This window comes from Ruegeria sp. CJ2 (genome assembly GCF_056536745.1).
This window is the reverse complement of sequence record NZ_JBQFQF010000006.1, coordinates 1-20,790: the sequence shown is the minus strand read 5'-3', so window position 1 is coordinate 20,790 and position 20,790 is coordinate 1. Positions and strand designations below refer to the sequence as shown.

Here is a 20,790-nt window from a genome sequence, read left to right as displayed (position 1 = left end):
TCCTTAGGCGGCTTCTGCGGCCATCTTTTCCGCTTTGGCGATCACTTCGTCGATGCCGCCAACCATCAGGAAGGCCGCTTCGGGCAGGTGATCGTATTCGCCAGCGACAACCGCTTTGAACGACGCGATGGTCACGTCCAGAGGAACCTGAACGCCCGGCGAACCGGTGAAGACTTCGGCAACGTCGAACGGCTGCGACAGGAAGCGCTCGATCTTACGGGCGCGAGCCACGGTCAGTTTGTCTTCTTCCGACAGTTCGTCCATGCCGAGGATGGCGATGATGTCCTGCAGCGACTTGTAGCGCTGAAGGATCTGCTGAACGTCGGTCGCAACGCCGTAGTGCTCTTCACCCACAATCGCGGGGTCCAGCAGACGCGAGGACGAGTCGAGCGGGTCAACCGCCGGGTAGATACCCTTTTCCGAGATCGCACGGTTCAGAACGGTGGTCGCATCCAAGTGCGCAAACGAGGTTGCCGGCGCGGGGTCGGTCAGGTCGTCCGCAGGCACGTAGATCGCCTGCACCGAGGTGATCGAGCCCGACTTGGTCGAGGTGATGCGTTCCTGCAGGGCGCCCATGTCGGTCGCCAGAGTCGGCTGGTAGCCCACAGCCGAAGGAATACGACCCAGCAGAGCCGAAACCTCGGAACCCGCCTGCGTAAAGCGGAAGATGTTGTCGACGAAGAACAGAACGTCGGTACCGGACTGGTCGCGGAACTGTTCGGCCAGGGTCAGACCGGTCAGAGCAACACGCGCACGCGCTCCGGGAGGTTCGTTCATCTGACCGTAAACCAGCGCAACCTGCGATTCCGACAGGTTGTCAGGCTTAATGACGTTCGATTCGATCATCTCGTGGTACAGGTCGTTCCCTTCACGGGTCCGTTCACCAACACCCGCGAACACGGAAAAGCCCGAGTGCACTTTTGCGATGTTGTTGATCAGTTCCATGATCAGAACGGTTTTACCCACGCCGGCACCACCGAACAGGCCAATCTTGCCGCCTTTGGCGTAAGGGGCCAGCAGGTCAACAACCTTGATGCCGGTGACCAGGATTTCCGACTCGGTCGACTGTTCGTCGAACTCGGGCGCGGGCTGGTGGATGGCACGGGCTTCAGTTGCTTCAACCGGACCTTTTTCGTCGATCGGCTCACCGACCACGTTCAGGATGCGGCCCAGCGTGGCATTACCAACCGGAACCGAGATCGGTGCGCCGGTGTCGGTCACGGCTTCGCCGCGGACCAGACCTTCGGTCGCGTCCATCGCGATGGTACGGACGGTGTTTTCACCCAGGTGCTGAGCAACTTCCAACACCAGGCGCTTGCCGTTGTTGGTGGTTTCCAGCGCGTTCAGAATTTCAGGCAGCTGATCTTCGAAGTGCACGTCAACGACGGCCCCGATGATCTGTGTGACTTTGCCTTTTGCATTCGCCATGTTTCGTCTCCGGTATGTCTCTACAGCGCTTCGGCGCCGGAAATAATTTCAATCAGCTCGTTGGTGATCACGGCCTGACGCGAGCGGTTGAACTGGATCGTCAGCTTGTCGATCATCTCACCCGCGTTGCGTGTCGCGTTGTCCATTGCGGACATCCGTGCACCCTGTTCAGACGCTCCGTTTTCGAGCAGAGCCGAGAAGATCGCGGTCGCAACCCCCTTGGGCAGCAGGTCGGCCAGGATAGCCTCTTCGCTGGGCTCATAGTCGAAGATGGCACCGCTGTCGTCACCCGTCGCTTCGTCCTCGAACGAGGCGGGGATGATCTGCTGTGCCGTCGGGATCTGGGTCACGACGTTGACGAACTTCGAGTAGAAGATCGTGGCAACATCGAACTCAGCCCCGTCAAAGCGGGACAGGATGTCCTTCGCGATATCCTGCGCGTTGGTGTACCCAATGCGCTTGACCTCGCTCAGGTCGATATGTCCAACGAACAGATCGCCAAAATCACGCTTGAGCGCGTCGCGCCCTTTCTTGCCGACGGTCAGAACCTTGACCGTCTTGCCTTTGCCGCGCAGCTCTTCCGCTTTGACACGGGCGAGCTTGGCAATGTTCGAGTTGAAGCCACCGCAAAGGCCGCGTTCAGCTGTCATCACAACCAGCAGATGCACATCATCACTGCCCGTACCACGGAGCAGCTTGGGGGCGCTGTCGCTGCCCCCGACCGAAGCTGCCAGCCCCGCCATCACAGCATTGAACCGCTCGGCATAAGGGCGTGAGGCTTCGGCAGATTCCTGGGCGCGTCGCAGTTTTGCGGCCGCGACCATCTGCATGGCCTTGGTGATCTTGCGGGTCGATTTGACCGACTCGATCCTGTTTTTAAGGTCCTTCAGACTAGGCATCGGAACCCCCCGTTACGCGAAGGTCGCGGCAAATTCGTCGATCGCTGCCTTGATCTTGTCGGACGCGTCACCCTTGATCTTCGGATCTTCGTCGGTGATCCACTTCAGCAGGTCAGCATGTTTGCCGCGCAGATGCGCCAGCAGACCAGCCTCATAACGGCCAACATCCGAGACGTCGATCTTGTCGAGGTAACCGTTGGTGCCCGCAAAGATAACGCAGACGATTTCCGCGTTGGTCAGCGGCGAGTACTGCGGCTGTTTCATCAGTTCGGTCAGGCGCGCACCACGGTTCAGCAACTGCTGGGTCGCGGCGTCGAGGTCCGAGCCAAACTGAGCAAAGGCCGCCATTTCGCGGTACTGCGCCAGTTCCAGTTTCACCGGACCAGCAACCGATTTCATCGCGTCAGTCTGAGCCGAGGAGCCCACACGCGAAACCGACAGACCGGTGTTCACAGCAGGACGGATGCCCTGATAGAACAGTTCGGTTTCCAGGAAGATCTGACCGTCGGTGATCGAAATCACGTTGGTCGGAATAAACGCCGAAACGTCACCACCCTGAGTTTCGATAACCGGAAGAGCGGTCAGCGATCCCGCGCCGAAATCTTCGTTCAGCTTCGCCGAACGCTCCAACAGGCGCGAGTGGAGATAGAAAACGTCACCCGGGTAAGCTTCACGTCCGGGCGGGCGGCGCAGCAGCAGCGACATCTGACGATAGGACACAGCCTGTTTCGACAGGTCATCATAGATGATCAGCGCGTGGCGGCCGTTGTCGCGGAAGTATTCCGCCATCGCGGTCGCCGAGTAAGGCGCCAGGAACTGCATTGGTGCCGGGTCGGACGCGGTTGCGGCGACAACGATCGAATATTCAATCGCGCCGGACTCTTCCAGCTTCTTCACCAGCTGCGCAACGGTCGAACGCTTCTGACCAACAGCCACGTAGATGCAATACAGTTTCTTCGACTCGTCGTCGCCTGCTGCGTCGTTGTAAACTTTCTGGTTCAGGATGGTGTCCAGAGCCACAGCGGTTTTACCAGTCTGACGGTCGCCAATGATCAGCTCTCGCTGGCCACGGCCAATCGGGATCATCGCGTCAACCGATTTCAGGCCGGTTGCCATCGGCTCGTGCACCGATTTACGCGGGATGATGCCAGGGGCTTTGACGTCTGCAACGCCACGCTTGGAGGCATTGATCGGGCCTTTGCCGTCCAGCGGGTTGCCCAGACCGTCAACAACGCGGCCCAGCAGCTCGTCACCGATTGGAACGTCCACGATCGAGTTGGTGCGCTTGACAGTGTCACCTTCTTTGATGTCACGGTCAGACCCGAAGATAACGACACCCACGTTGTCGCTTTCCAGGTTCAGGGCCATGCCCATGATGCCGCCGGGGAATTCGACCATCTCACCGGCTTGCACATTGTCCAGGCCGTATACGCGGGCGATACCGTCACCGACGCTCAGCACGCGGCCGATTTCGGCTACTTCGGCTTCCTGACCAAAATTCTTGATCTGGTCCTTCAGGATTGCAGAAATCTCTGCAGCTTGGATTCCCATTTATCCGACCTCTTTCATTGCATTCTGTAGGGAGTTCAGCTTCGAACGGATCGAACTGTCGATCATTTTCGAACCCACTTTAACGACAAGACCGCCGATGAGACTTTCATCAACGGTCGCATTGATTGTCACGGTCTTGCCCACACGCTCGGACAGCGTCTTGGACAGTTTTTCCATCTGTGTCTTGGTCAGCGCCTTAGCCGAGGCGACATCGGCGGTCACTTCGCCACGCTCTTCGGCCAGCATGTCACGCAGAACTTGGATCAGCTGGGGCACAACAAACAGGCGGCGCTTCTGCGCCATCAGTCCCAGCGTATTGCGCAGGATGGCGTTCAGACCCATTTTGTCGGCAACCGCAGTAATGGCGCCTTCCTGTTCGGCGCGCGAAACCAGAGGTGAAGCAATCAGGTCGCGCAGTTCGGCGCTGTCGCCCAATGCTGCTGCCAAATCGTTGATTCCGGTTTCCAGACCTGCAAGGTCATTATTCTCTTTGGCGATCTCGAAGATCGCAGTGGCATAGCGCTCGGCAATGCCAGTGGAAATCGAAGCTGGTTCGGACACGTCCACCCTTCCGATATTTGAGGCCCCGAATTCGCGTAGCGGCCGCTACCCCGGGGGCGTGAAGAAACCCCGCCCATGCGGTCGGGGATCAAAATCACCGGGGATGTAGCAGAGCCGAACCAACCTAGCAATACGTTATAATCCCCCCCGCGTTATCCACAAAATGTTCTATTTCAAATACTTACGTAAGGTGCGACCCTTTTGTCCGGCTGAGGGGCGCGAAAAATGTTACCAAAGTGTAGGTTTTTGCGATTCCTGCGGCCTTTTTGCCGCAATTTCTGCGTCTGACGTCGCGTTAAATACTTGGCGCGGCCTAGGCCGGTTTCAACAGGCCATCAAGCGCCTTGATCGGACGCCGTTCCGTGTCTTTTGTGACACTGCCGCTGGGTGGCCGGATATGTTTGGTCACCTCGACCATTAGCACCCCACCCGCCATGATCGTCGGCAGGCGTTGTCCGGTTTTTTCGATCAAACTTCCGGATTTCAGCCAGAACCGGCGGAAGGATGGCGGCAGATACAGGGCCGAGCAGTGGTTTTCCGGGATGAAGTGATGCGACTTGAGCTGGCTTTCAAGCTGCGACGCTGAATAAGGCCGTCCAAATCCAAAGGGGGTGCGGTCGGTCCGCGACCATAGCCCGGCCCGGTTGGGCACGATAAAGAATGCCCGACCTCCGGGCCCCAATACGCGCCAGCATTCATCCAGCAATTCGCTGGGGCGCTGTGATGTCTCAAGCCCGTGCATAACGACCAGCTTGTCGACATGACCCGTTTCAATCGGCCAAAGCGTCTCTTCCGTCAGGACTGACACGTTGGGCATCCCGGCAGGCCAGGGCATCACCCCCTGCGGCCCGGGCATCAAACCGATCACACGCCGCGCTTCGGTCAGATAAGGCCGCAGCAATGGAACGGCAAAGCCGAATCCAACCACGGTTTGCCCTTTGGCTTCGGGCCATAAATCCGTCAAACGTCCGCGGATTGCAGCCTGCGCCGCACGGCCCAGGGTGCTGCGGTAGTAAAAGTTCCTCAGATCCTGCACATCAAGATGCATTGCGGACACCCGGTCAATCGGCTTAGCTTCGGCGCAGTCTAGCAACGAAAGGGCAAAAGGCCATGCCTCTTGAGATCGTCACCATCCCATGTCTCAGCGATAACTACGCTTTTTTGGCCCATGACGCCGAAAGCGGCAACACCGCATTGATCGACGCGCCAGAAGCCGGTCCCATTCTGGCCGAGCTGGAAAAACGCGGGTGGACCCTTAGTCACGTATTGTTGACACACCATCATTTCGACCATGTGGATGGCCTGCCCGCCATTCTCGAAAAACATCCGGCCAAGGTGATCGGGGCCGCCGCTGACGCGCATCGCCTGCCGCCGCTGGATCAGCAGGTTGGCGAGGGCGACCAATTTGAGGTTGGTGGAGAGCCCGTTCAGGTCATGGATGTCTCGGGTCACACGGTCGGGCATATCGCTTACTACATGCCGCAGAGTTCCGTCGTTTTCACCGCAGATAGCCTCATGGCCCTTGGATGCGGCCGTCTGTTCGAAGGCACCGCGCCGCAAATGTGGGCTTCGCTGTCGAAACTGGCCGCCCTGCCCGACGACACACTGATTTGTTCCGGTCACGAATACACGCAGTCCAACGGGAAATTCGCAGTAACTGTCGATCCTGATAACGCGGCATTGCAGGACCGTGTCGAAGATATCGCACGCGCCCGCGCCGCCGGAGAGCCAACCGTGCCGTCCACTTTGGCGCTGGAAAAGGCCACAAATCCGTTCCTTCGCGCCGCTGATCCAGCGATTCAGGCGCATCTTGGGATGGAAAATGCCGATCCTGCCGCAGTTTTTGCAGAAATCCGGGCTAGAAAAGACCGCTTCTAGTGCTTATTTCGCGCTCTTCACGGCCACGGTCACAATAAATGTGACTGTCAAGTGAAAGAAAACCCTTGAAGCCGGGCCGCGATCAACCAAACTCTAATAGTATGAGGACATGGTTGGGATGGGGATCCGGCCTAAAGCCCGCGCCCCTTCCGACCCAAGACAGAGGAGCACCCGCGTGCCTTCATTCTCGAGCACATTAGAACAAGCCATTCACGCGGCCTTGGCTGCTGCGAACGAACGGCGACATGAATTTGCAACGCTGGAGCATCTGTTGCTGGCGCTGTTGGAAGAGCCTGATGCCATCCGCGTCATGAAAGCCTGCAGCGTCGATCTGGATGAGCTGCGCAGTACTCTGGTCGAATTCATCGACGAAGACCTGTCGAACCTTGTCACGGATATCGACGGGTCCGAAGCCGTTCCGACGGCAGCCTTCCAGCGCGTGATCCAACGCGCCGCGATCCACGTCCAAAGCTCGGGCCGGACCGAAGTAACCGGTGCCAACGTGCTGGTTGCGATTTTCGCTGAACGCGAAAGCAATGCGGCTTATTTCCTGCAAGAACAGGACATGACCCGCTATGACGCGGTGAATTTCATCGCGCACGGCGTCGCCAAAGACCCCGCCTATGGCGAGAACCGGTCGGTTTCCGGCGCGGATCAGGTCGAAGAGGAAGTTCAGTCAAACGCCGGAGAAGGCGAACAGAAAGAAAGCGCGCTTGGGAAATACTGCGTTGATCTGAACGCAAAATCGCGCGCAGGTGATGTTGACCCGCTGATCGGCCGAGCCGACGAGGTTGAACGCTGCATTCAGGTTCTGTGCCGCCGCCGCAAGAACAACCCGCTGCTGGTGGGTGATCCGGGCGTGGGCAAAACCGCCATCGCCGAAGGGTTGGCCCACAAGATCGTCGCGGGCGAAGCGCCGGACGTTCTGTCGGAAACCACGATCTATTCTCTGGACATGGGCGCGCTGTTGGCGGGCACCCGCTATCGCGGCGATTTCGAGGAACGTCTGAAAGCGGTCGTGACCGAATTGGAAGATCACCCCGATGCGGTGCTGTTCATTGACGAAATTCACACCGTGATCGGTGCCGGTGCCACGTCGGGTGGCGCGATGGATGCGTCGAACCTGCTGAAACCTGCGTTGCAGGGTGGCAAGCTGCGTACGATGGGCTCGACCACGTATAAAGAGTTCCGCCAGCATTTTGAAAAGGACCGCGCGCTGAGCCGCCGGTTCCAGAAGATCGACGTGAATGAGCCTTCGGTCGAAGACAGCGTGAAAATCCTGCGCGGTCTGAAACCCTATTTCGAGAAGCATCACGAGATCAAATACACCGCCGACGCGATCAAGACAGCCGTCGAGCTTTCTGCGCGTTATATCAACGACCGCAAACTGCCCGACAAAGCCATCGACGTGATTGATGAGGCCGGTGCCGCACAGCATCTGGTCGCGGAAAGCAAGCGCCGCAAGACGATCGGCGTCAAGGAAATCGAGGCTGTCGTGGCCAAGATCGCCCGTATTCCGCCCAAGAATGTCACCAAGGACGATGCCGAGGTTCTGAAAGACCTTGAAGCCTCGCTGAAGCGGGTGGTGTTCGGACAGGATGACGCCATCGTTGCGCTCTCCAGCGCGATTAAACTGGCCCGGGCCGGTCTGCGTGAGCCTGAGAAACCCATCGGCAACTACCTGTTCGCCGGTCCGACCGGTGTGGGTAAAACCGAGGTCGCGAAACAGTTGGCGGATACGCTGGGTGTGGAACTGCTGCGTTTCGATATGTCGGAATACATGGAGAAACACGCGGTATCCCGTCTGATCGGCGCGCCTCCGGGCTATGTCGGGTTTGACCAAGGTGGCTTGCTGACCGACGGTGTCGACCAGCACCCGCATTGCGTGCTGCTGCTGGACGAAATCGAGAAAGCGCACCCGGATGTGTTCAACATCCTGTTGCAGGTGATGGATCACGGTGAGCTGACTGATCATAACGGCCGCACGGTGAATTTCCGCAACGTGGTTCTGATCATGACCTCGAACGCCGGTGCGCAAGAACAAGCCAAGGCCGCCATCGGCTTTGGACGGGATCGCCGCGAAGGGGAAGACACCGCCGCGATCGAACGGACCTTTACGCCAGAGTTCCGCAATCGTTTGGACGCCGTAATCTCCTTCGCGCCGCTGCCGAAAGAGGTCATTCTGCAGGTTGTCGAGAAATTCGTCCTGCAGCTTGAGGCCCAGTTGCTGGATCGCAACGTGACCATCGACCTGACGCCCAAAGCGGCCGAATGGCTGGCTGACAAGGGTTATGATGACAAGATGGGCGCGCGTCCGCTGGGCCGGGTCATTCAAGAGCACATCAAGAAACCTCTGGCCGAGGAACTGCTGTTCGGCAAGCTGGCCAAGGGCGGCGTGGTCCGTGTCTCGGTCAAGAAGGGTGATCTGAATCTCGAAATTCTCGGCCCCGATCAGCCGCGCATTCCGGGCGACAAGCCACCGTTGCTGACAGCGGACTGAGAATTCCACAAACACTGACACAAAGCCCGCCATCTTCTGATTGGCGGGCTTTTTCTAACCTGTGGCAGCACAGTTAAAGCCCTGACAACGTCTCCATTGACTGCCAGCCTTGCAGCGGTTTCATTTGATCAAGGCTGAACGGAAACCAGTTTCCCCCTCCGCCCGGGCCCTGATCATAGCGGCGGTCAATCGGCAGGCAGGACAAGGCGCAATAAAGCAAAGTTCCCACACCTCCGTGACCAACAAACAGAATGTCGCCGCCATCACCGCCGGACAAACACGCCTTCACCGCGTTCAAAATTCGCGCCTGTGCATCAATGGCCCGTTCCCATCCCCGTACTGAACACTCTGGCTGAGCAAAGAATTGATCGGCGACGTCTTCGAATTCGTCAGGCGGCAGAAAACCCGTGCTTGAACGGTCATTCTCATGCATCTCGGGGTTCAACTCGACCTCAATCCCCAGCGCGTCGGCGAAGGGCTGAGCCGTTTCCTTGGCCTTGACCTCCAGACTGCTGACAATACGCGTGGTATGTTTCAATGCCCCTAGGTTCTCAACCAAGCGCATTACCCGAGTTTTGCCTGTTTCGTTTAACGACCAGCGTGTCACGTCGACTGTAGGATCAATCGAAACCTGCGGATGTGTCAGGTATCGGGCGACGCGCCCCTTGGACAGGCCCATTACCGTTCGGTCAGCTTCAATTCGATCCGACGGTTCTGAGCGCGGGCCTCAGGCGTGTCGGCGGGGTTGACCGGCTGGAACTCGCCAAAGCCGTTTGCAGCCAGCCGGTTTGGTGGGATACCCAGCGCCTCGACCATGTAACGCACAACCGATAAGGCCCGCCCCTGGCTCAACTCCCAGTTATCGCGGTAACGCCCTGTTCCGGCCAGTGGCACGTTATCCGTGTGGCCATCGACGCGGATAACCCAATTCAAGCCTTCCGGGATCTCGGCGGCCACGGTACGCAGAATATTCGCAACCTTGGCAACCTCCAACTGCCCTTCCCCTGACAACACGGCCGAGCCTGTGTCAAAAAGAACCTCGGACGAAAATACGAACCGGTCACCTTCGATTCGAACACCTGCCTGATCGCCCAAAACATCGCGCAGCCGGCCAAAGAACTCTGAGCGATAGCGTTGCAAATCTTCGGCTTGGGCCACCAGTTCTTCGTTCTGACCTGACAATGCCTCAGCTTCGGCTTCCAAACGGGCGCGCTCCGCTTCCTCCAGCAAGCGGCGGCGGCGTTCCTCTGACGCGGCGCGCGCGAGGGCGGCGTTCAAATCCTGACCCAGTGACTGGATCTGGATATCCGCAGCCGCATTGCGCTCTTCATAGTCGTCAAGCAAAGCCTGTAGCCCACCCAGTTGCTGTCGCAAAGCAGCCATTTGCTGATTCAACAAGGCCGCCTCACGCTGGGCTTTTTCTGAAATTGTCTGCTCGACCGAAAGGGTTTCACGCGCGACCGCAAGCAGGGCTGCGCGTTCTTCAGCCAGAGTGCGCTGCGTCTGCGCCTCGGCCTGCGCTTCGGTCTGTGCGGCCAACGCCGCCTCAAGCCGGGCTTGCAGGTCCTGCGAGCTCAACTCTCCAAACTGCCGCTCCAGTTCAGCCTTTGCAGCTTGCGCGGCGGCCAGAAGGGTCAGCGTATCCTCTGCCTCTTTGCGCTGCGCCTCAAGCGCCAGCGTCATGGCCGTCAGTTCCGCGTCAGCGTCTTGCAGCCTGTTGCGCAGATTTTCGGCAGCGGCGGCTTCGGCCAGTCTTGCGGCTTCCTCGGCGCTCAGCTGATCCTCAAGTTCGGTGATCAGTGCAGATTGCGCGGCTTCGCTTTGCTCAAGATCAGCGATCAGCGCCTCAAGCGCCTCACGCCGGGCTGCGGCAAGGCGCGCGGCCTCGGTCTGTTCGTCGATTTCGGCGCGGCTTTGGGCAAGCGCCAGATTCAACGCGTCTTGCTCGGTCAGCAATTCGTCACGCTCGGCCTCAAGCCCCGCAATGGCGCCTTCCGCCCGTTCCTGTTCCGCCAGTAACGCCGTGACCTGATCTTCGAAATCCGTTAGGCGAATCTGGGCTTGAACAAGCTCGGTTTCGACCTGCGACAACGTCGAATTCAACGCCCCGAGCCTTGCCTGCAAGCGGCTATTCTCGCGCTCTTCCAAGCCCAAAGCACCGGCCAGCGCCGCTATTTCATCAGACAACGCCGTCAGTTCATCCTCTTGTCCCGAGATCGTTTCGCGCAAGACAAACTGCACGACCATGAAAATGGTCAGCACGAATGTCAGCACCATCAACAACCCGGTAATCGCGTCCACAAATCCGGGCCAGACCGACCCCTGGAACCGTTGACCAGTGCGACGGGACAGCGCCATGGCTTACTCTCCTTCCGGAGCGGTACGCACGGCGCCTCGGGGGAGTGTGAGCGCTTTGACCAGCAACTCGATATCTTTGCGCAATTCGCTCATGCTTTCCTGACGGCCAGCCGAAATCTCTTCGAGTATTCGCAGCAGTTGCACGTCCATGGACCGCAGGCGCATCCGGCTTTCGGCATCTATACCGTCGCCTGTCCCTTGCTCGCGCATATGATCAAGCAAGGCATCCTGCCCCAGCGCGACGCGTTCCAACGCAGCCGTCACGCCTTCGCTTTCGGATTGCCGCTGGTTCATGTCACCAATCACGTCGACCAGTTGACCCAGCTTGGCTGACAGCTCAACACGGTCGCGTTCCTGCGCTGAAAAAAGGTCCTGCAGTGCGTTCATCTGCTCTGACATCGTGTCCAGAACCGGGGTCAGAACTGCCAGCTCTGCGCTGCTGCCTTCATCGCCAGCGGCAAACCCGACGCGCGTGATCGAGGACAGCCATTCCTCCAGTTCGCGATAAAACCGGTTTTGCCCGTGACCCGCAAAAAGCTCGAGCAGACCCACGATCAGCGATCCGGCCAGCCCCAACAGCGAGGATCCGAAGGCTACGCCCATACCCTGCAACTGCGATTCCAGTCCGACCATGAGGCGGTTGAACACAGCGAGACCCTCTTCACCCTCTTGCGGATTGAGGCTGCGGATTGTGTCCACAATGGCTGGAACCGTGGTCGCCAACCCAAAGAATGTTCCCAGAAGACCCAGATAAATCAGCACGTTGGTGATGTACCTTGTGATCTCACGTTCTTCTTCCACCCGTTCGGCCACCGAATCCAGAATGGATCGTGTCGAGCTGGAACTGATCTGAGACCGTGCCCCCCGCTCGCGCAGCAACGACGCCAAGGGTGCCAAAAGTTGCGGGGTGCGGGCATCTTCGCGCACGACACCGCCAACAAACGCCTCGATCCACCGGACCGAGCCGATCAACTGGGTGACCTGATAAAAACAGGCAAAGACACCGACCACAAAGACCAGCAGGATGAACCCGTTCAGGTAAGGGTTTGCGTAAAAGACCGGCAGGACATACGGCGTCGCCATGAAAACGCCCAGCCCCGCCAAACCAATCGCGACCAGCATCGTTACGATCTGGCGAATGGGTTGCGAGAAATGCGGTCTCGCGCCCTGATGTGCCTGCGCCATGCGCGTGGTTCCCGGTTTTTTTCCTGCTCCACGCTGAATCTAGCGAAATTCCGCCGGTGACGCCAAGGGTTTATGCGGTAATGGTCCGCACCCGTTGCGCCAACCACTCAAGATCAGGATCGTGCAGGCCAATCTCGGTCAGGTGTTCTGCCGTATTATAGAGGTATTCCGTATTCGGACCACGCCCCCCGACAGCATGCGCGATGATCTGTGCCTGCTCCTCCAGCGGCATCCCTCCGCAGTACTGCACATGGTCCGGGTCGATGACATAGGTCACCGCCGTTACGACCTGCCCGTCGTGCAGATGAACCTCCAACATTTTCTCGACATAGGCTGATGAGATCAGTTCACGGTCGCGCAGTTCTTGCAACGTGCGGTCCTCGTGCCCCGCCTCAACTGCAAGGGCCAGACCAGTGCAATTCGCGTCGGTCTGTTCGTCCAAAGCCAGAACCAGCCCCGGGTCTTCTTCTGTCCCGCGATGATGGATCGAACTCATGCAAAAGGAACGTGCATAGCCGTGCAAGGTGGCGTGTTCGCTTCGGGCCACGGGAAAGCCGGGATTCCACAACAGCGACCCATATCCGAATACCCACATTGTCATTGTACTGGTCCTTGCCCGTTTGCGCCTATAAACATCAATTCCAAGGCGGGAAAAAGGGCCAACTGCCATGCGCGGTTTGATCAGAGCAGTCATTTTCGTAATCGTGATCTGGAGCGCGTACTGGTTCATCGCCGGTTATGGGCTGCGCAACGCAATCACAACCTGGTTCGACAAGCAGGAGGAGATGGGCTGGCAGGCGGATTTCTCAGCCGTTGAAACGGCGGGCTACCCCACGCATCACGTCACGCGCCTGAACAATCCGGCCCTGGCCGATCCCGTTAACGGAACCGCCTGGAGCGCGGATTGGATCGAATTTCAAAGCCCCGCAATCTGGCCGGGTCGTCAGATGCTGCGGTTCGCCGACGCGCCGCAGCGCCTGTCCTACTTCGATCAGACTTCAACAATTCAGGCCGATGACCTTCAGGCAGAGCTGCAATTGCAACCCGGCGTGGCCCTCGTGCTGGAAAAGATGGCACTGACAGCAGGACCATGGTCCATCAAGGACGAAGCCGAGGAATTGGCGGGTGGCGAAACGCTTGGCCTCGTCATGGAGCAAACCGATCTGTCGGAAGCTTACAACATCAGCGCGCGAATTGATGGCTTTACCCCTGGTGACGACCTGCGCGATCTCATGCGTTCTGCAACCACCCTGCCCCAGTCATTCGAGACGTTGGAATTGGACATGACAACCACCTTCGATAAAGTCTGGGATCGCTCGGCGCTTGAACAAAGCAGGCCCCAGCCGGTCAAGATCGACCTCCATCTGGCGGAGATGAAATGGGGTGCGTTGCGTCTGTTCGCGGCTGGGCAACTGGATGTTGACGGTCAGGGCATTCCAACCGGCGAAATCGCAATCAAGGCCGAGAATTGGCGGGACATGGTCGCTATGGCCAATGCCGCAGGCGCCCTGCCCGATCAGGCCGTCAGCCCGGTAACGCGCGCCTTGAATTTCATGGCCGGGCTTGGGGGCAATCCCAATGCACTGGATATGCAGTTGAATTTCCGCGACGGGTTTGTTGCCCTGGGTCCATTGCCCCTTGGACCCGCACCGCGCCTGATCCTGCGCTAACGGCAGTACGCCCCACGGCGATGGCGCGCTGTGTCCAAGTGGAAATGATCGCGGTGATACCGGTCTGAATTTGGCCCCAGTACCGTGCCAAACGGTCCGCACGCGCCGCGCCAGACCTTGATCAACTGTTTTTGCGAGGGATTCTTGCGCCAGCCGTTCAGCACGGTCACGACTTCTCCGTCTGCCATCTTGAAGCCCGAGATATCTATCGCGCGCCCCTTTCCGTGTTCAGAGATACGCGCGCCCTTTTGGTTGTTGCGGGTCCGGCAGGCATAGTGGGCCGCAACTTGCAGTTCGACCACGGGACCGCGCCGCTTGAAGGTTGGAATGACCGTCTTGTCGACCCATTCATTCAAGGCGATCGCCGTGCCACAATCCATTGTCGACGGGCGACTTAACGCAACACCCGAGATGGACGTGATCTGAACCGCATCCTTGATCCCGCAGGCCTTGATCTTGCCGGGAACCTTACCAACGGCCTTGCCCTGTATTTGAATATCACCACAGACTGACCCTTTGCGAAGCTTGCGCTTTTTGAACAACGCCTCCTGTTCCAGCGCTTTTGGGCGCAGATAGGGCATCAGGGACGTATCTGGCCCTAGCGTCGGCACATCTACCGGACGTGCCGCGACCGCCAGAACCTGTGCCGAAACGGGGCGCAATTCGGGGCGCATCTTGGACGGGGTTGGGCTTGCAAAGGCCAGGACCGGGGTCGCAGAGGGTCGCATCATAGGGATCAGAGAATGTTCCAAAGGGGCCGCGTTCGAAAGCGAGGCGCTGAGCGCCACAATTCCAACCGCCAGAACCCTTTGGACGCCTATCATGAGCCTGCTTTCCCCCGTCCGAAATCCGGGGCATCCGTATCCTGCCCCGCGTCAATGATCCCACGGCGGATCGCGCGGGTCCGGGTGAAATAGTCAAACAACTGATCCCCGTCACCGGTACGAATAGCCCGCTGCAGGGCGAAAAGCTCCTCGGTAAAGCGGCCAAGAATTTCCAGCGTTGCGTCCTTGTTGGTCAGGAACACATCGCGCCACATGGTCGGGTCCGACGCCGCAATCCGCGTGAAATCCCGAAAACCGGCGGCCGAATACTTGATGACTTCGCTATCGGTCACCCGGCGCAAGTCATCCGCCACACCGACCATCGTATAGGCGATCAGGTGCGGCGCGTGCGAGGTCACGGCCAGAACCAGATCGTGGTGATCCGCGTCCATCTCATCCACGTTGGAGCCCATCCCCTCCCACAGCGCACGCAAATGCGCGACGGCGTCGGGGTCGGTGCCTTCGACCGGGACCAACAGACACCAGCGGTTATCAAACAACTCTGCAAAACCGGCTTCGGGGCCGGAATGCTCGGTTCCCGCCAGGGGATGCGCGGGGATGAAATGCACGCCGTCGGGGATGTGCGGCGACACAGCCTCAATGACATGCCGTTTGACCGAGCCTACATCCGATACGGTCGCACCCGGCTTCAATACTGGCGCGATATCGGCGGCTACCGCGCCCATCGCGCCGACCGGCACACAGAGAACGACCAGATCAGCCCCTTCGACCGCCTCTTGTGCGGTGTCACACACCCGATCACACAAGCCAATCTTGCGCGCCGTGTCGCGCGTCGCCTCTGAACGGGCATAACCCGTCACCTCGCCCGCCAGACCAGCGCGTTTGATTGCCCAGAACATCGAAGAGGCAATCAGGCCCAGCCCGATCAGCGCAACACGGTCGTAAACTTGGGTCATGCGGCGCCCTCTTTGAATGCGGTTATGGCCGTGACGACGCGGCGGCAGGCGTCTTCGTCGCCCACGGTGATCCGCAACGCGTTCGGCAGGTTGTACCCCGCAACCCGGCGCACGATCAAACCCTGTGATTTCAGGTAATCGTCACATGCCTCTGCTTCGGCCTGATCGCGAAACCGCGCGAGGATGAAGTTGGTGCTGGACGCGTCCGACGGTACGCCGACCTTAGCAAGTTCGTCGGACAGCCACACCCGCAGACGCGTATTTTCCGTATGACAGAAGGCCAGATACTCTTCGTCCTTGATCGCGGCTTCCGCCGCAGCCAGCGCGGTCAGCGATAGGTTAAAGGGCTGGCGTACCCGATTTAGCACGTCGATGATCGACTGCGCGGCATAGCCCCAACCGACGCGCATCCCGCCTAGCCCATAAATCTTGGAGAACGTCCGGGTCATGATCACATTCTCAAACCGGTCCACCAGCGCGGCACCACCGTCGAAATCCGCGACGAACTCGGCATAGGCCCCGTCGATGACCATCAGGCAGGACTGTGGCAAGGCCTCGGCCAGCCGCTCCAACTCGGCCTCCGGGATCATGGTCGAGGTCGGATTGCCGGGGTTGGTCACGAATACGATCCGTGTTTGCTCGGTTACGGCCGCCAGAATATGGTCGACATCCACGCGACGGTCCGTCTCGGGCACCATGACCGGCATCGCCCCCGCCATCCGCGCGATGATCGGGTACATGGAAAAGCCATGCTCGGTATAGATGACCTCATCCCCTGGCCCCGCATAGGCTTGCGCCACGAATTGCAGCACCTCATCGCTACCGACACCGCAAATGATCCGCGCGGGGTCCAGTTCATGACGCGCGCCGATCGCAGCGCGCAGGCTGGCGTGATCGGTGCTGGGATAACGATGTAGGGTGGCTGCACTGTCGCGCACAGCCTCGATCGCCTTGGGGCTGGGACCAAACGGGTTTTCATTGGAACTCAGCTTGATCACATGCTCGACCCCGGCCACATGCGACTGACCGCCCTGATAGAGCGCGATGTCCATAATGCCGGGTTGCGGGGTGATCTTTGTCATAAGAGGCTCCGTTTATTGGAGCCTCTCTTACCTGTCTCAACGCGTTGAGAAAAGCGGCAATTCCGTCACGCCGCTTTGAAGCGGGCCGTTGCCGGATCAGCGTTGTAGTAAGGCGCAAATTCCTCGGTCCGGTGGGACAGGTCGTTGACGCTGTCGATTATGAACTGAACCGTCTCATCACTCATCAGGTATGAGAAGTTCAGACGCACCCAACCCGGTTTCTTCATCTCTTCCCCTGCCGACAGCGCGGCGTGCAACCCCTCGGACGCCGCTTGGTCGATACCCAGCAACCGATGCGCATAGGGTCCGGCGCAGGCGCAGCCCCCGCGCGCTTGGATACCGTAGATGTCGCTGAGCATCCGGGTGAAGAGTTGCTGATGAACCGGATGGCCCGCGTTGTCACGTACAAGGAACGAATAGATCGGCAACCGATGCGGATGATCCGCGCCCAGCAGGGTCAGGTTCGGGTTGTCGCCCCACCCGGCCAGCGCCATTCGGTTATAGCGCTCTTCCCGTCTGGCAATCTCATCCGTGCCGACCACATCCTTGACGATAAAGGCCAGCGCAGCCCGGATGTCCCCGATCACGTTCGGGGTTCCCGCTTCCTCGCGCGTGGCAAGGTCCTCACTGTAATCGTGCCGCCACGGAGAGACAAAGCTGACCGTACCGCCGCCCGGCCAACTGGGACAGTTGCGTTTGACCGCAGCCTTGTTGACGATCAAAACGCCAGATGCACCCGGTCCGCCCGGAAATTTGTGAGGTGAAACGACGATGGCGTCCTTGCGCGCATATGCAGGCCCCATATCCATCGGCAGGTATGGCCCACCCCCCGCATAATCCCAAACGGACACGGCCCCATGAGATTTGAGCAGCCGCGTTACCGGATTCGGGTCGGTAACGATGCCGGTCACGTTTGACGCCGCCGAGAAGGATCCGATGATCAAATCCGACGCGGCATGATCTACCAACATCCGCTCTAATATTTCGAGGTCGACACCGCCCTCAGGTGCCTCTGGAATCTCGATCACACGCGCCTTGCTTTCACGCCAGGGCAAAATGTTGGAATGGTGTTCGTATGGCCCGATAAATACAACCGGCCGGTCAGCCGCCTCCACACCAAGCAGGCTGACCAGCCGGTTGAGACCCGCAGTGGCGCCGGCCCCGGTGAAGATCACCGCGTCCTCTTCCTTGGCGCCAACAATGCGGGCGATCTCTGCGCGTGCCTCACGGCGCAGACGGGTCATATAGGACCCGCAATAGGAAGCCTCGGTATGGCTGTTTGCATAGAAGGGCAGCACCTGTTCCGCGACAAAGTCTTCGACCTGCCGCAGCGCCCGACCCGAGGCGACGTAATCCGCGTAAACCAGCGGAACATCCCCATGCAGACCCGGAATCAGAACATTCTCTCCGATCAATCCTTCGCGCAGGCTTGAGATAGGAGTGGTGGCTTCTAATGCTGTGCGAAATTGGGACAAGGTCATTTGATGGCTCCGTATTGCACCATCGAATATGATTGAGGTTACTCGAATAAACTTCACCATTCTTTCGGTAGTTTTCTAAATTTTTGTGTCATATGATTAGAAATGGCAACAAAAATAGATCAAATTGACAATCGAATACTGCGCGAACTTCAAAAGGACGCAACCCTGTCGCAGCGGGAATTGGCGGATCGTGTCGGGCTGTCGCAAAACGCGTGTTGGCGACGGTTGAAGGCGTTGAACGAGGATGGGGTAATCACCGGCTCGTCGGCCCGGATCTCGCGCGAGAAACTGGGGCTGAACCTGGTTGTCTTCGTCATGATGCGCACACGGCACCATTCTGCGGAATGGCTGCAATCTTTCCGAAGCCACGTTCTGACCATCCCCGAAGTGGTGGATTTCCACCGGATCGGTGGGGATTATGACTATCAGTTGAAAGTCGTGACCGAGGATATGGCGGCCTATGACAAGGTCTATCAGCGTTTAATCGAAAAGGTCGAGCTGGACAGCGTGACCTCGTATTTCGCGATGGAAGCTATTGCCGAAGGACGACCGCTGCCGATCTGATCCGCCTCTTCATCTGGCCAGAAATATCCCGGGGGAGTCGCGCAGCGACGGGGGCAGAGCCCCCACAAACAAAAAAGACCGCGCTGAAAGCGCGGCCCTTTGGATCATGTGTATCGGCGAAGATTAGTTCTTCGCGTAGAATTCGACGACCAGGTTCGGTTCCATCATGACCGGGTAAGGCACATCGCTCAGGCCCGGTGCGCGAACGAAGGTTGCGGTCATTTTCGAGTGGTCGGCGTCGATGTAGTCAGGCACATCACGCTCGGCCAGTGCGACAGCTTCCAGAACAACAGCCAGTTGCTTGGACTTGTCACGTACTTCGATCACGTCGCCTTCTTTGACGCGGTAGCTGGGGATGTTGACCCGCTTGCCGTTCACTTTGACATGGCCGTGGTTCACGAACTGACGTGCGGCAAATACGGTCGGCACGAACTTGGCGCGGTAAACAACAGCGTCCAGACGGCGCTCCAGCAGACCGATCAGGTTTTCACCGGTGTCGCCTTTGACGCGCTCGGCTTCGGCGTAGATGCGGCGGAACTGCTTCTCGGTCAGGTCGCCATAGTAGCCTTTCAGCTTCTGCTTGGCGCGCAGCTGCAGACCGAAGTCCGACAGTTTACCCTTACGGCGCTGACCGTGCTGGCCGGGGCCGTATTCACGACGGTTGATCGGGGATTTCGGACGACCCCAGATGTTTTCACCCATCCGGCGGTCGATTTTGTACTTGGCAGACGTGCGTTTGGTCACGGCTGATCTCCTTCGTTCTGGTCGAGGCCCATGCAGGCCACTATGAAGGGCGTTGTCCTCTTGAGGTCTCCCCCATGACAGGCATCCCCTTGCGGGGGCCACCAACACCAATGAAGCCGCGCTTATATCCGCAGAAGCGGCAGAGTCAACACACCGATTGACACATAACCAGAGTTTTCAGAAACCTTTTGCCGGTCGCTCAGTCCAGCGCAGCACCCGCATTCACCGCAGGCAGAGGCGCAGGCGCGCGGCCATCTGCATTTACGTGCTTTCGACCCGGAAACGCGACGACTCGGTCACCGCCCGATACAGCCTCGCCGCTGTACTGGCGCAACTGGACAAGCTCGTTCACCCAATATTCCTGATCGCGGTCCGGGCATCCGTTGTCGAAAACGAAAACCGGCGCTGGCTCACCCGGGACCGAATACAGCACGCCCGTGAATTCCCGCGCGCCGTTGGTCAGAACGACAACGCCTTTCTCAGACCGTTCCAGATCCTCTATGGACAGAAACTGGTTCGGCATAACCACTGTGTGCGACCCCGCCTGTTCAACCGGGTCGACCAAGAACATCGCCTGGCCCCGCCAAGACCATGCTGCACCGATATCCAGAAAAGAAAGCGGCGCGGCCTCGAGCCCATCGAGTTCCGTCTGCTTCCATTGAATGACTACACGACCGTTTTCTCCGGCTCTCATCTTGTACCGCCCGCACCCTTCAACAAATCACTGCTCACGTGGTCGTTCTTATCAGCGAAGAATCTGGCAGAAAAGAGACGTTAATATTCTGTTCATAAATTTGTGACTAAAGAGATTCAGGTTTTGGACGCCAGCGGGAAACTATCCCGCCAGCGACAGGGCCATTGTCATGAAGCACCAACCTATTAGAACCCACTCGTAGACAGATCACCGCTCAAAAATAGTGAAAAAACAATGGATGCATAGTATCCGGCTACCGAATGGCCCATACGACAAGGTCATTCCCGCCCACGTGAAAGATCACTTGCAACAAAAAAGACCGCTCAATAGAGCGGTCTAGGTCTGAGCCTCCCCAACTGAACTGGTCCACCGTTATGTTTAGGAAACGGAGGACCACGAATGGCAAACAAGAGACCGAAGCCCGAAGAGATTGTCTCGAAGTTACGGCAGGTTG

The 20,790-nt window shown here is 58.7% G+C and carries 19 protein-coding genes; 4 read left to right on the top strand and 15 right to left on the bottom strand.

Going from position 1 to position 20,790, the window contains the following annotated elements; genetic code table 11:
- Positions 1 to 3: 3 nt before the first annotated feature.
- The 5 genes from atpD to ACR0MS_RS10060 form a co-directional block, all read right to left on the bottom strand.
- On the bottom strand, positions 4 to 1,428 hold the full coding sequence (atpD, locus tag ACR0MS_RS10080; RefSeq protein ID WP_480572658.1) for a F0F1 ATP synthase subunit beta: 1,425 nt from the start codon (positions 1,426 to 1,428) through the stop codon (positions 4 to 6).
- 20 nt (positions 1,429 to 1,448) lie between these two features.
- Positions 1,449 to 2,327, bottom strand: coding sequence for a F0F1 ATP synthase subunit gamma (locus ACR0MS_RS10075; protein WP_480572660.1), 879 nt, complete (start codon positions 2,325 to 2,327; stop codon positions 1,449 to 1,451).
- A gap of 12 nt (positions 2,328 to 2,339) precedes the next feature.
- The gene (atpA, locus tag ACR0MS_RS10070) at positions 2,340 to 3,878 is read right to left on the bottom strand and encodes a F0F1 ATP synthase subunit alpha (protein ID WP_480572662.1); all 1,539 of its coding nucleotides are present in this window, start codon (positions 3,876 to 3,878) and stop codon (positions 2,340 to 2,342) included.
- On the bottom strand, positions 3,879 to 4,439 hold the full coding sequence (locus ACR0MS_RS10065; protein WP_480572664.1) for a F0F1 ATP synthase subunit delta: 561 nt from the start codon (positions 4,437 to 4,439) through the stop codon (positions 3,879 to 3,881).
- Between the two features lie 313 nt (positions 4,440 to 4,752).
- Positions 4,753 to 5,487, bottom strand: coding sequence for a methyltransferase domain-containing protein (locus tag ACR0MS_RS10060; RefSeq protein ID WP_170385020.1), 735 nt, complete (start codon positions 5,485 to 5,487; stop codon positions 4,753 to 4,755).
- 62 nt (positions 5,488 to 5,549) lie between these two features.
- Here ACR0MS_RS10060 and gloB point away from each other — a divergent pair, with 62 nt between their 5' ends.
- Both gloB and clpA read left to right on the top strand, forming a co-directional pair.
- A complete protein-coding gene (gene gloB, locus ACR0MS_RS10055) occupies positions 5,550 to 6,317 on the top strand; it encodes a hydroxyacylglutathione hydrolase (protein ID WP_480572666.1) in 768 nt (255 codons plus the stop codon).
- Positions 6,318 to 6,492: 175 nt separating this feature from the next.
- Entirely contained in the window at positions 6,493 to 8,817 is a 2,325-nt protein-coding gene (clpA, locus tag ACR0MS_RS10050) for an ATP-dependent Clp protease ATP-binding subunit ClpA (RefSeq protein WP_480572668.1), read from the top strand.
- A gap of 73 nt (positions 8,818 to 8,890) precedes the next feature.
- Here clpA and ACR0MS_RS10045 read toward each other — a convergent pair whose 3' ends face one another.
- The 4 genes from ACR0MS_RS10045 to ACR0MS_RS10030 all read right to left on the bottom strand — a co-directional run bounded on the left by ACR0MS_RS10045 (position 8,891) and on the right by ACR0MS_RS10030 (position 12,961).
- A complete protein-coding gene (locus tag ACR0MS_RS10045; protein ID WP_480572670.1) occupies positions 8,891 to 9,496 on the bottom strand; it encodes a histidine phosphatase family protein in 606 nt (201 codons plus the stop codon).
- Complete coding sequence (locus ACR0MS_RS10040) at positions 9,496 to 11,175, bottom strand: peptidoglycan -binding protein (RefSeq protein ID WP_480572672.1); 1,680 nt, start codon at positions 11,173 to 11,175, stop codon at positions 9,496 to 9,498. The genes ACR0MS_RS10045 and ACR0MS_RS10040 overlap by 1 nt, the downstream gene beginning before the upstream one ends.
- A gap of 3 nt (positions 11,176 to 11,178) precedes the next feature.
- On the bottom strand, positions 11,179 to 12,360 hold the full coding sequence (locus ACR0MS_RS10035; protein ID WP_171127019.1) for a biopolymer transporter ExbB: 1,182 nt from the start codon (positions 12,358 to 12,360) through the stop codon (positions 11,179 to 11,181).
- Between the two features lie 70 nt (positions 12,361 to 12,430).
- Positions 12,431 to 12,961 carry a gamma-glutamylcyclotransferase gene (locus tag ACR0MS_RS10030; RefSeq protein ID WP_480572675.1) on the bottom strand — a complete coding sequence of 177 codons (531 nt, stop codon included), beginning with the start codon at positions 12,959 to 12,961 and terminating at the stop codon, positions 12,431 to 12,433.
- 67 nt (positions 12,962 to 13,028) lie between these two features.
- Between ACR0MS_RS10030 and ACR0MS_RS10025 the strand changes: the two genes are divergently transcribed.
- Complete coding sequence (locus ACR0MS_RS10025) at positions 13,029 to 14,030, top strand: DUF2125 domain-containing protein (RefSeq protein ID WP_480572677.1); 1,002 nt, start codon at positions 13,029 to 13,031, stop codon at positions 14,028 to 14,030.
- On the opposite strand, the gene ACR0MS_RS10020 is transcribed toward ACR0MS_RS10025, so the two are convergent.
- The 4 genes from ACR0MS_RS10020 to ACR0MS_RS10005 all read right to left on the bottom strand — a co-directional run bounded on the left by ACR0MS_RS10020 (position 14,027) and on the right by ACR0MS_RS10005 (position 18,334).
- Complete coding sequence (locus tag ACR0MS_RS10020; RefSeq protein ID WP_480572679.1) at positions 14,027 to 14,854, bottom strand: extensin-like domain-containing protein; 828 nt, start codon at positions 14,852 to 14,854, stop codon at positions 14,027 to 14,029. The genes ACR0MS_RS10025 and ACR0MS_RS10020 overlap by 4 nt on opposite strands.
- Positions 14,851 to 15,771: a prephenate/arogenate dehydrogenase family protein gene (locus ACR0MS_RS10015; RefSeq protein ID WP_480572681.1), complete on the bottom strand. Its 921-nt coding sequence runs from the start codon at positions 15,769 to 15,771 to the stop codon at positions 14,851 to 14,853. The genes ACR0MS_RS10020 and ACR0MS_RS10015 overlap by 4 nt, the downstream gene beginning before the upstream one ends.
- A complete protein-coding gene (gene hisC / locus ACR0MS_RS10010; RefSeq protein ID WP_480572683.1) occupies positions 15,768 to 16,853 on the bottom strand; it encodes a histidinol-phosphate transaminase in 1,086 nt (361 codons plus the stop codon). The genes ACR0MS_RS10015 and hisC overlap by 4 nt, the downstream gene beginning before the upstream one ends.
- A gap of 65 nt (positions 16,854 to 16,918) precedes the next feature.
- Positions 16,919 to 18,334: an aminotransferase class V-fold PLP-dependent enzyme gene (locus ACR0MS_RS10005; protein ID WP_480572685.1), complete on the bottom strand. Its 1,416-nt coding sequence runs from the start codon at positions 18,332 to 18,334 to the stop codon at positions 16,919 to 16,921.
- A 102-nt stretch (positions 18,335 to 18,436) separates the two neighbouring features.
- Here ACR0MS_RS10005 and ACR0MS_RS10000 point away from each other — a divergent pair, with 102 nt between their 5' ends.
- Entirely contained in the window at positions 18,437 to 18,898 is a 462-nt protein-coding gene (locus ACR0MS_RS10000) for an Lrp/AsnC family transcriptional regulator (protein WP_480572687.1), read from the top strand.
- Between the two features lie 123 nt (positions 18,899 to 19,021).
- Here ACR0MS_RS10000 and rpsD read toward each other — a convergent pair whose 3' ends face one another.
- Both rpsD and ACR0MS_RS09990 read right to left on the bottom strand, forming a co-directional pair.
- On the bottom strand, positions 19,022 to 19,642 hold the full coding sequence (rpsD, locus tag ACR0MS_RS09995) for a 30S ribosomal protein S4 (RefSeq protein ID WP_170325974.1): 621 nt from the start codon (positions 19,640 to 19,642) through the stop codon (positions 19,022 to 19,024).
- A 199-nt stretch (positions 19,643 to 19,841) separates the two neighbouring features.
- A complete protein-coding gene (locus tag ACR0MS_RS09990) occupies positions 19,842 to 20,336 on the bottom strand; it encodes a hypothetical protein (protein ID WP_480572689.1) in 495 nt (164 codons plus the stop codon).
- Positions 20,337 to 20,790: the final 454 nt, after the last annotated feature.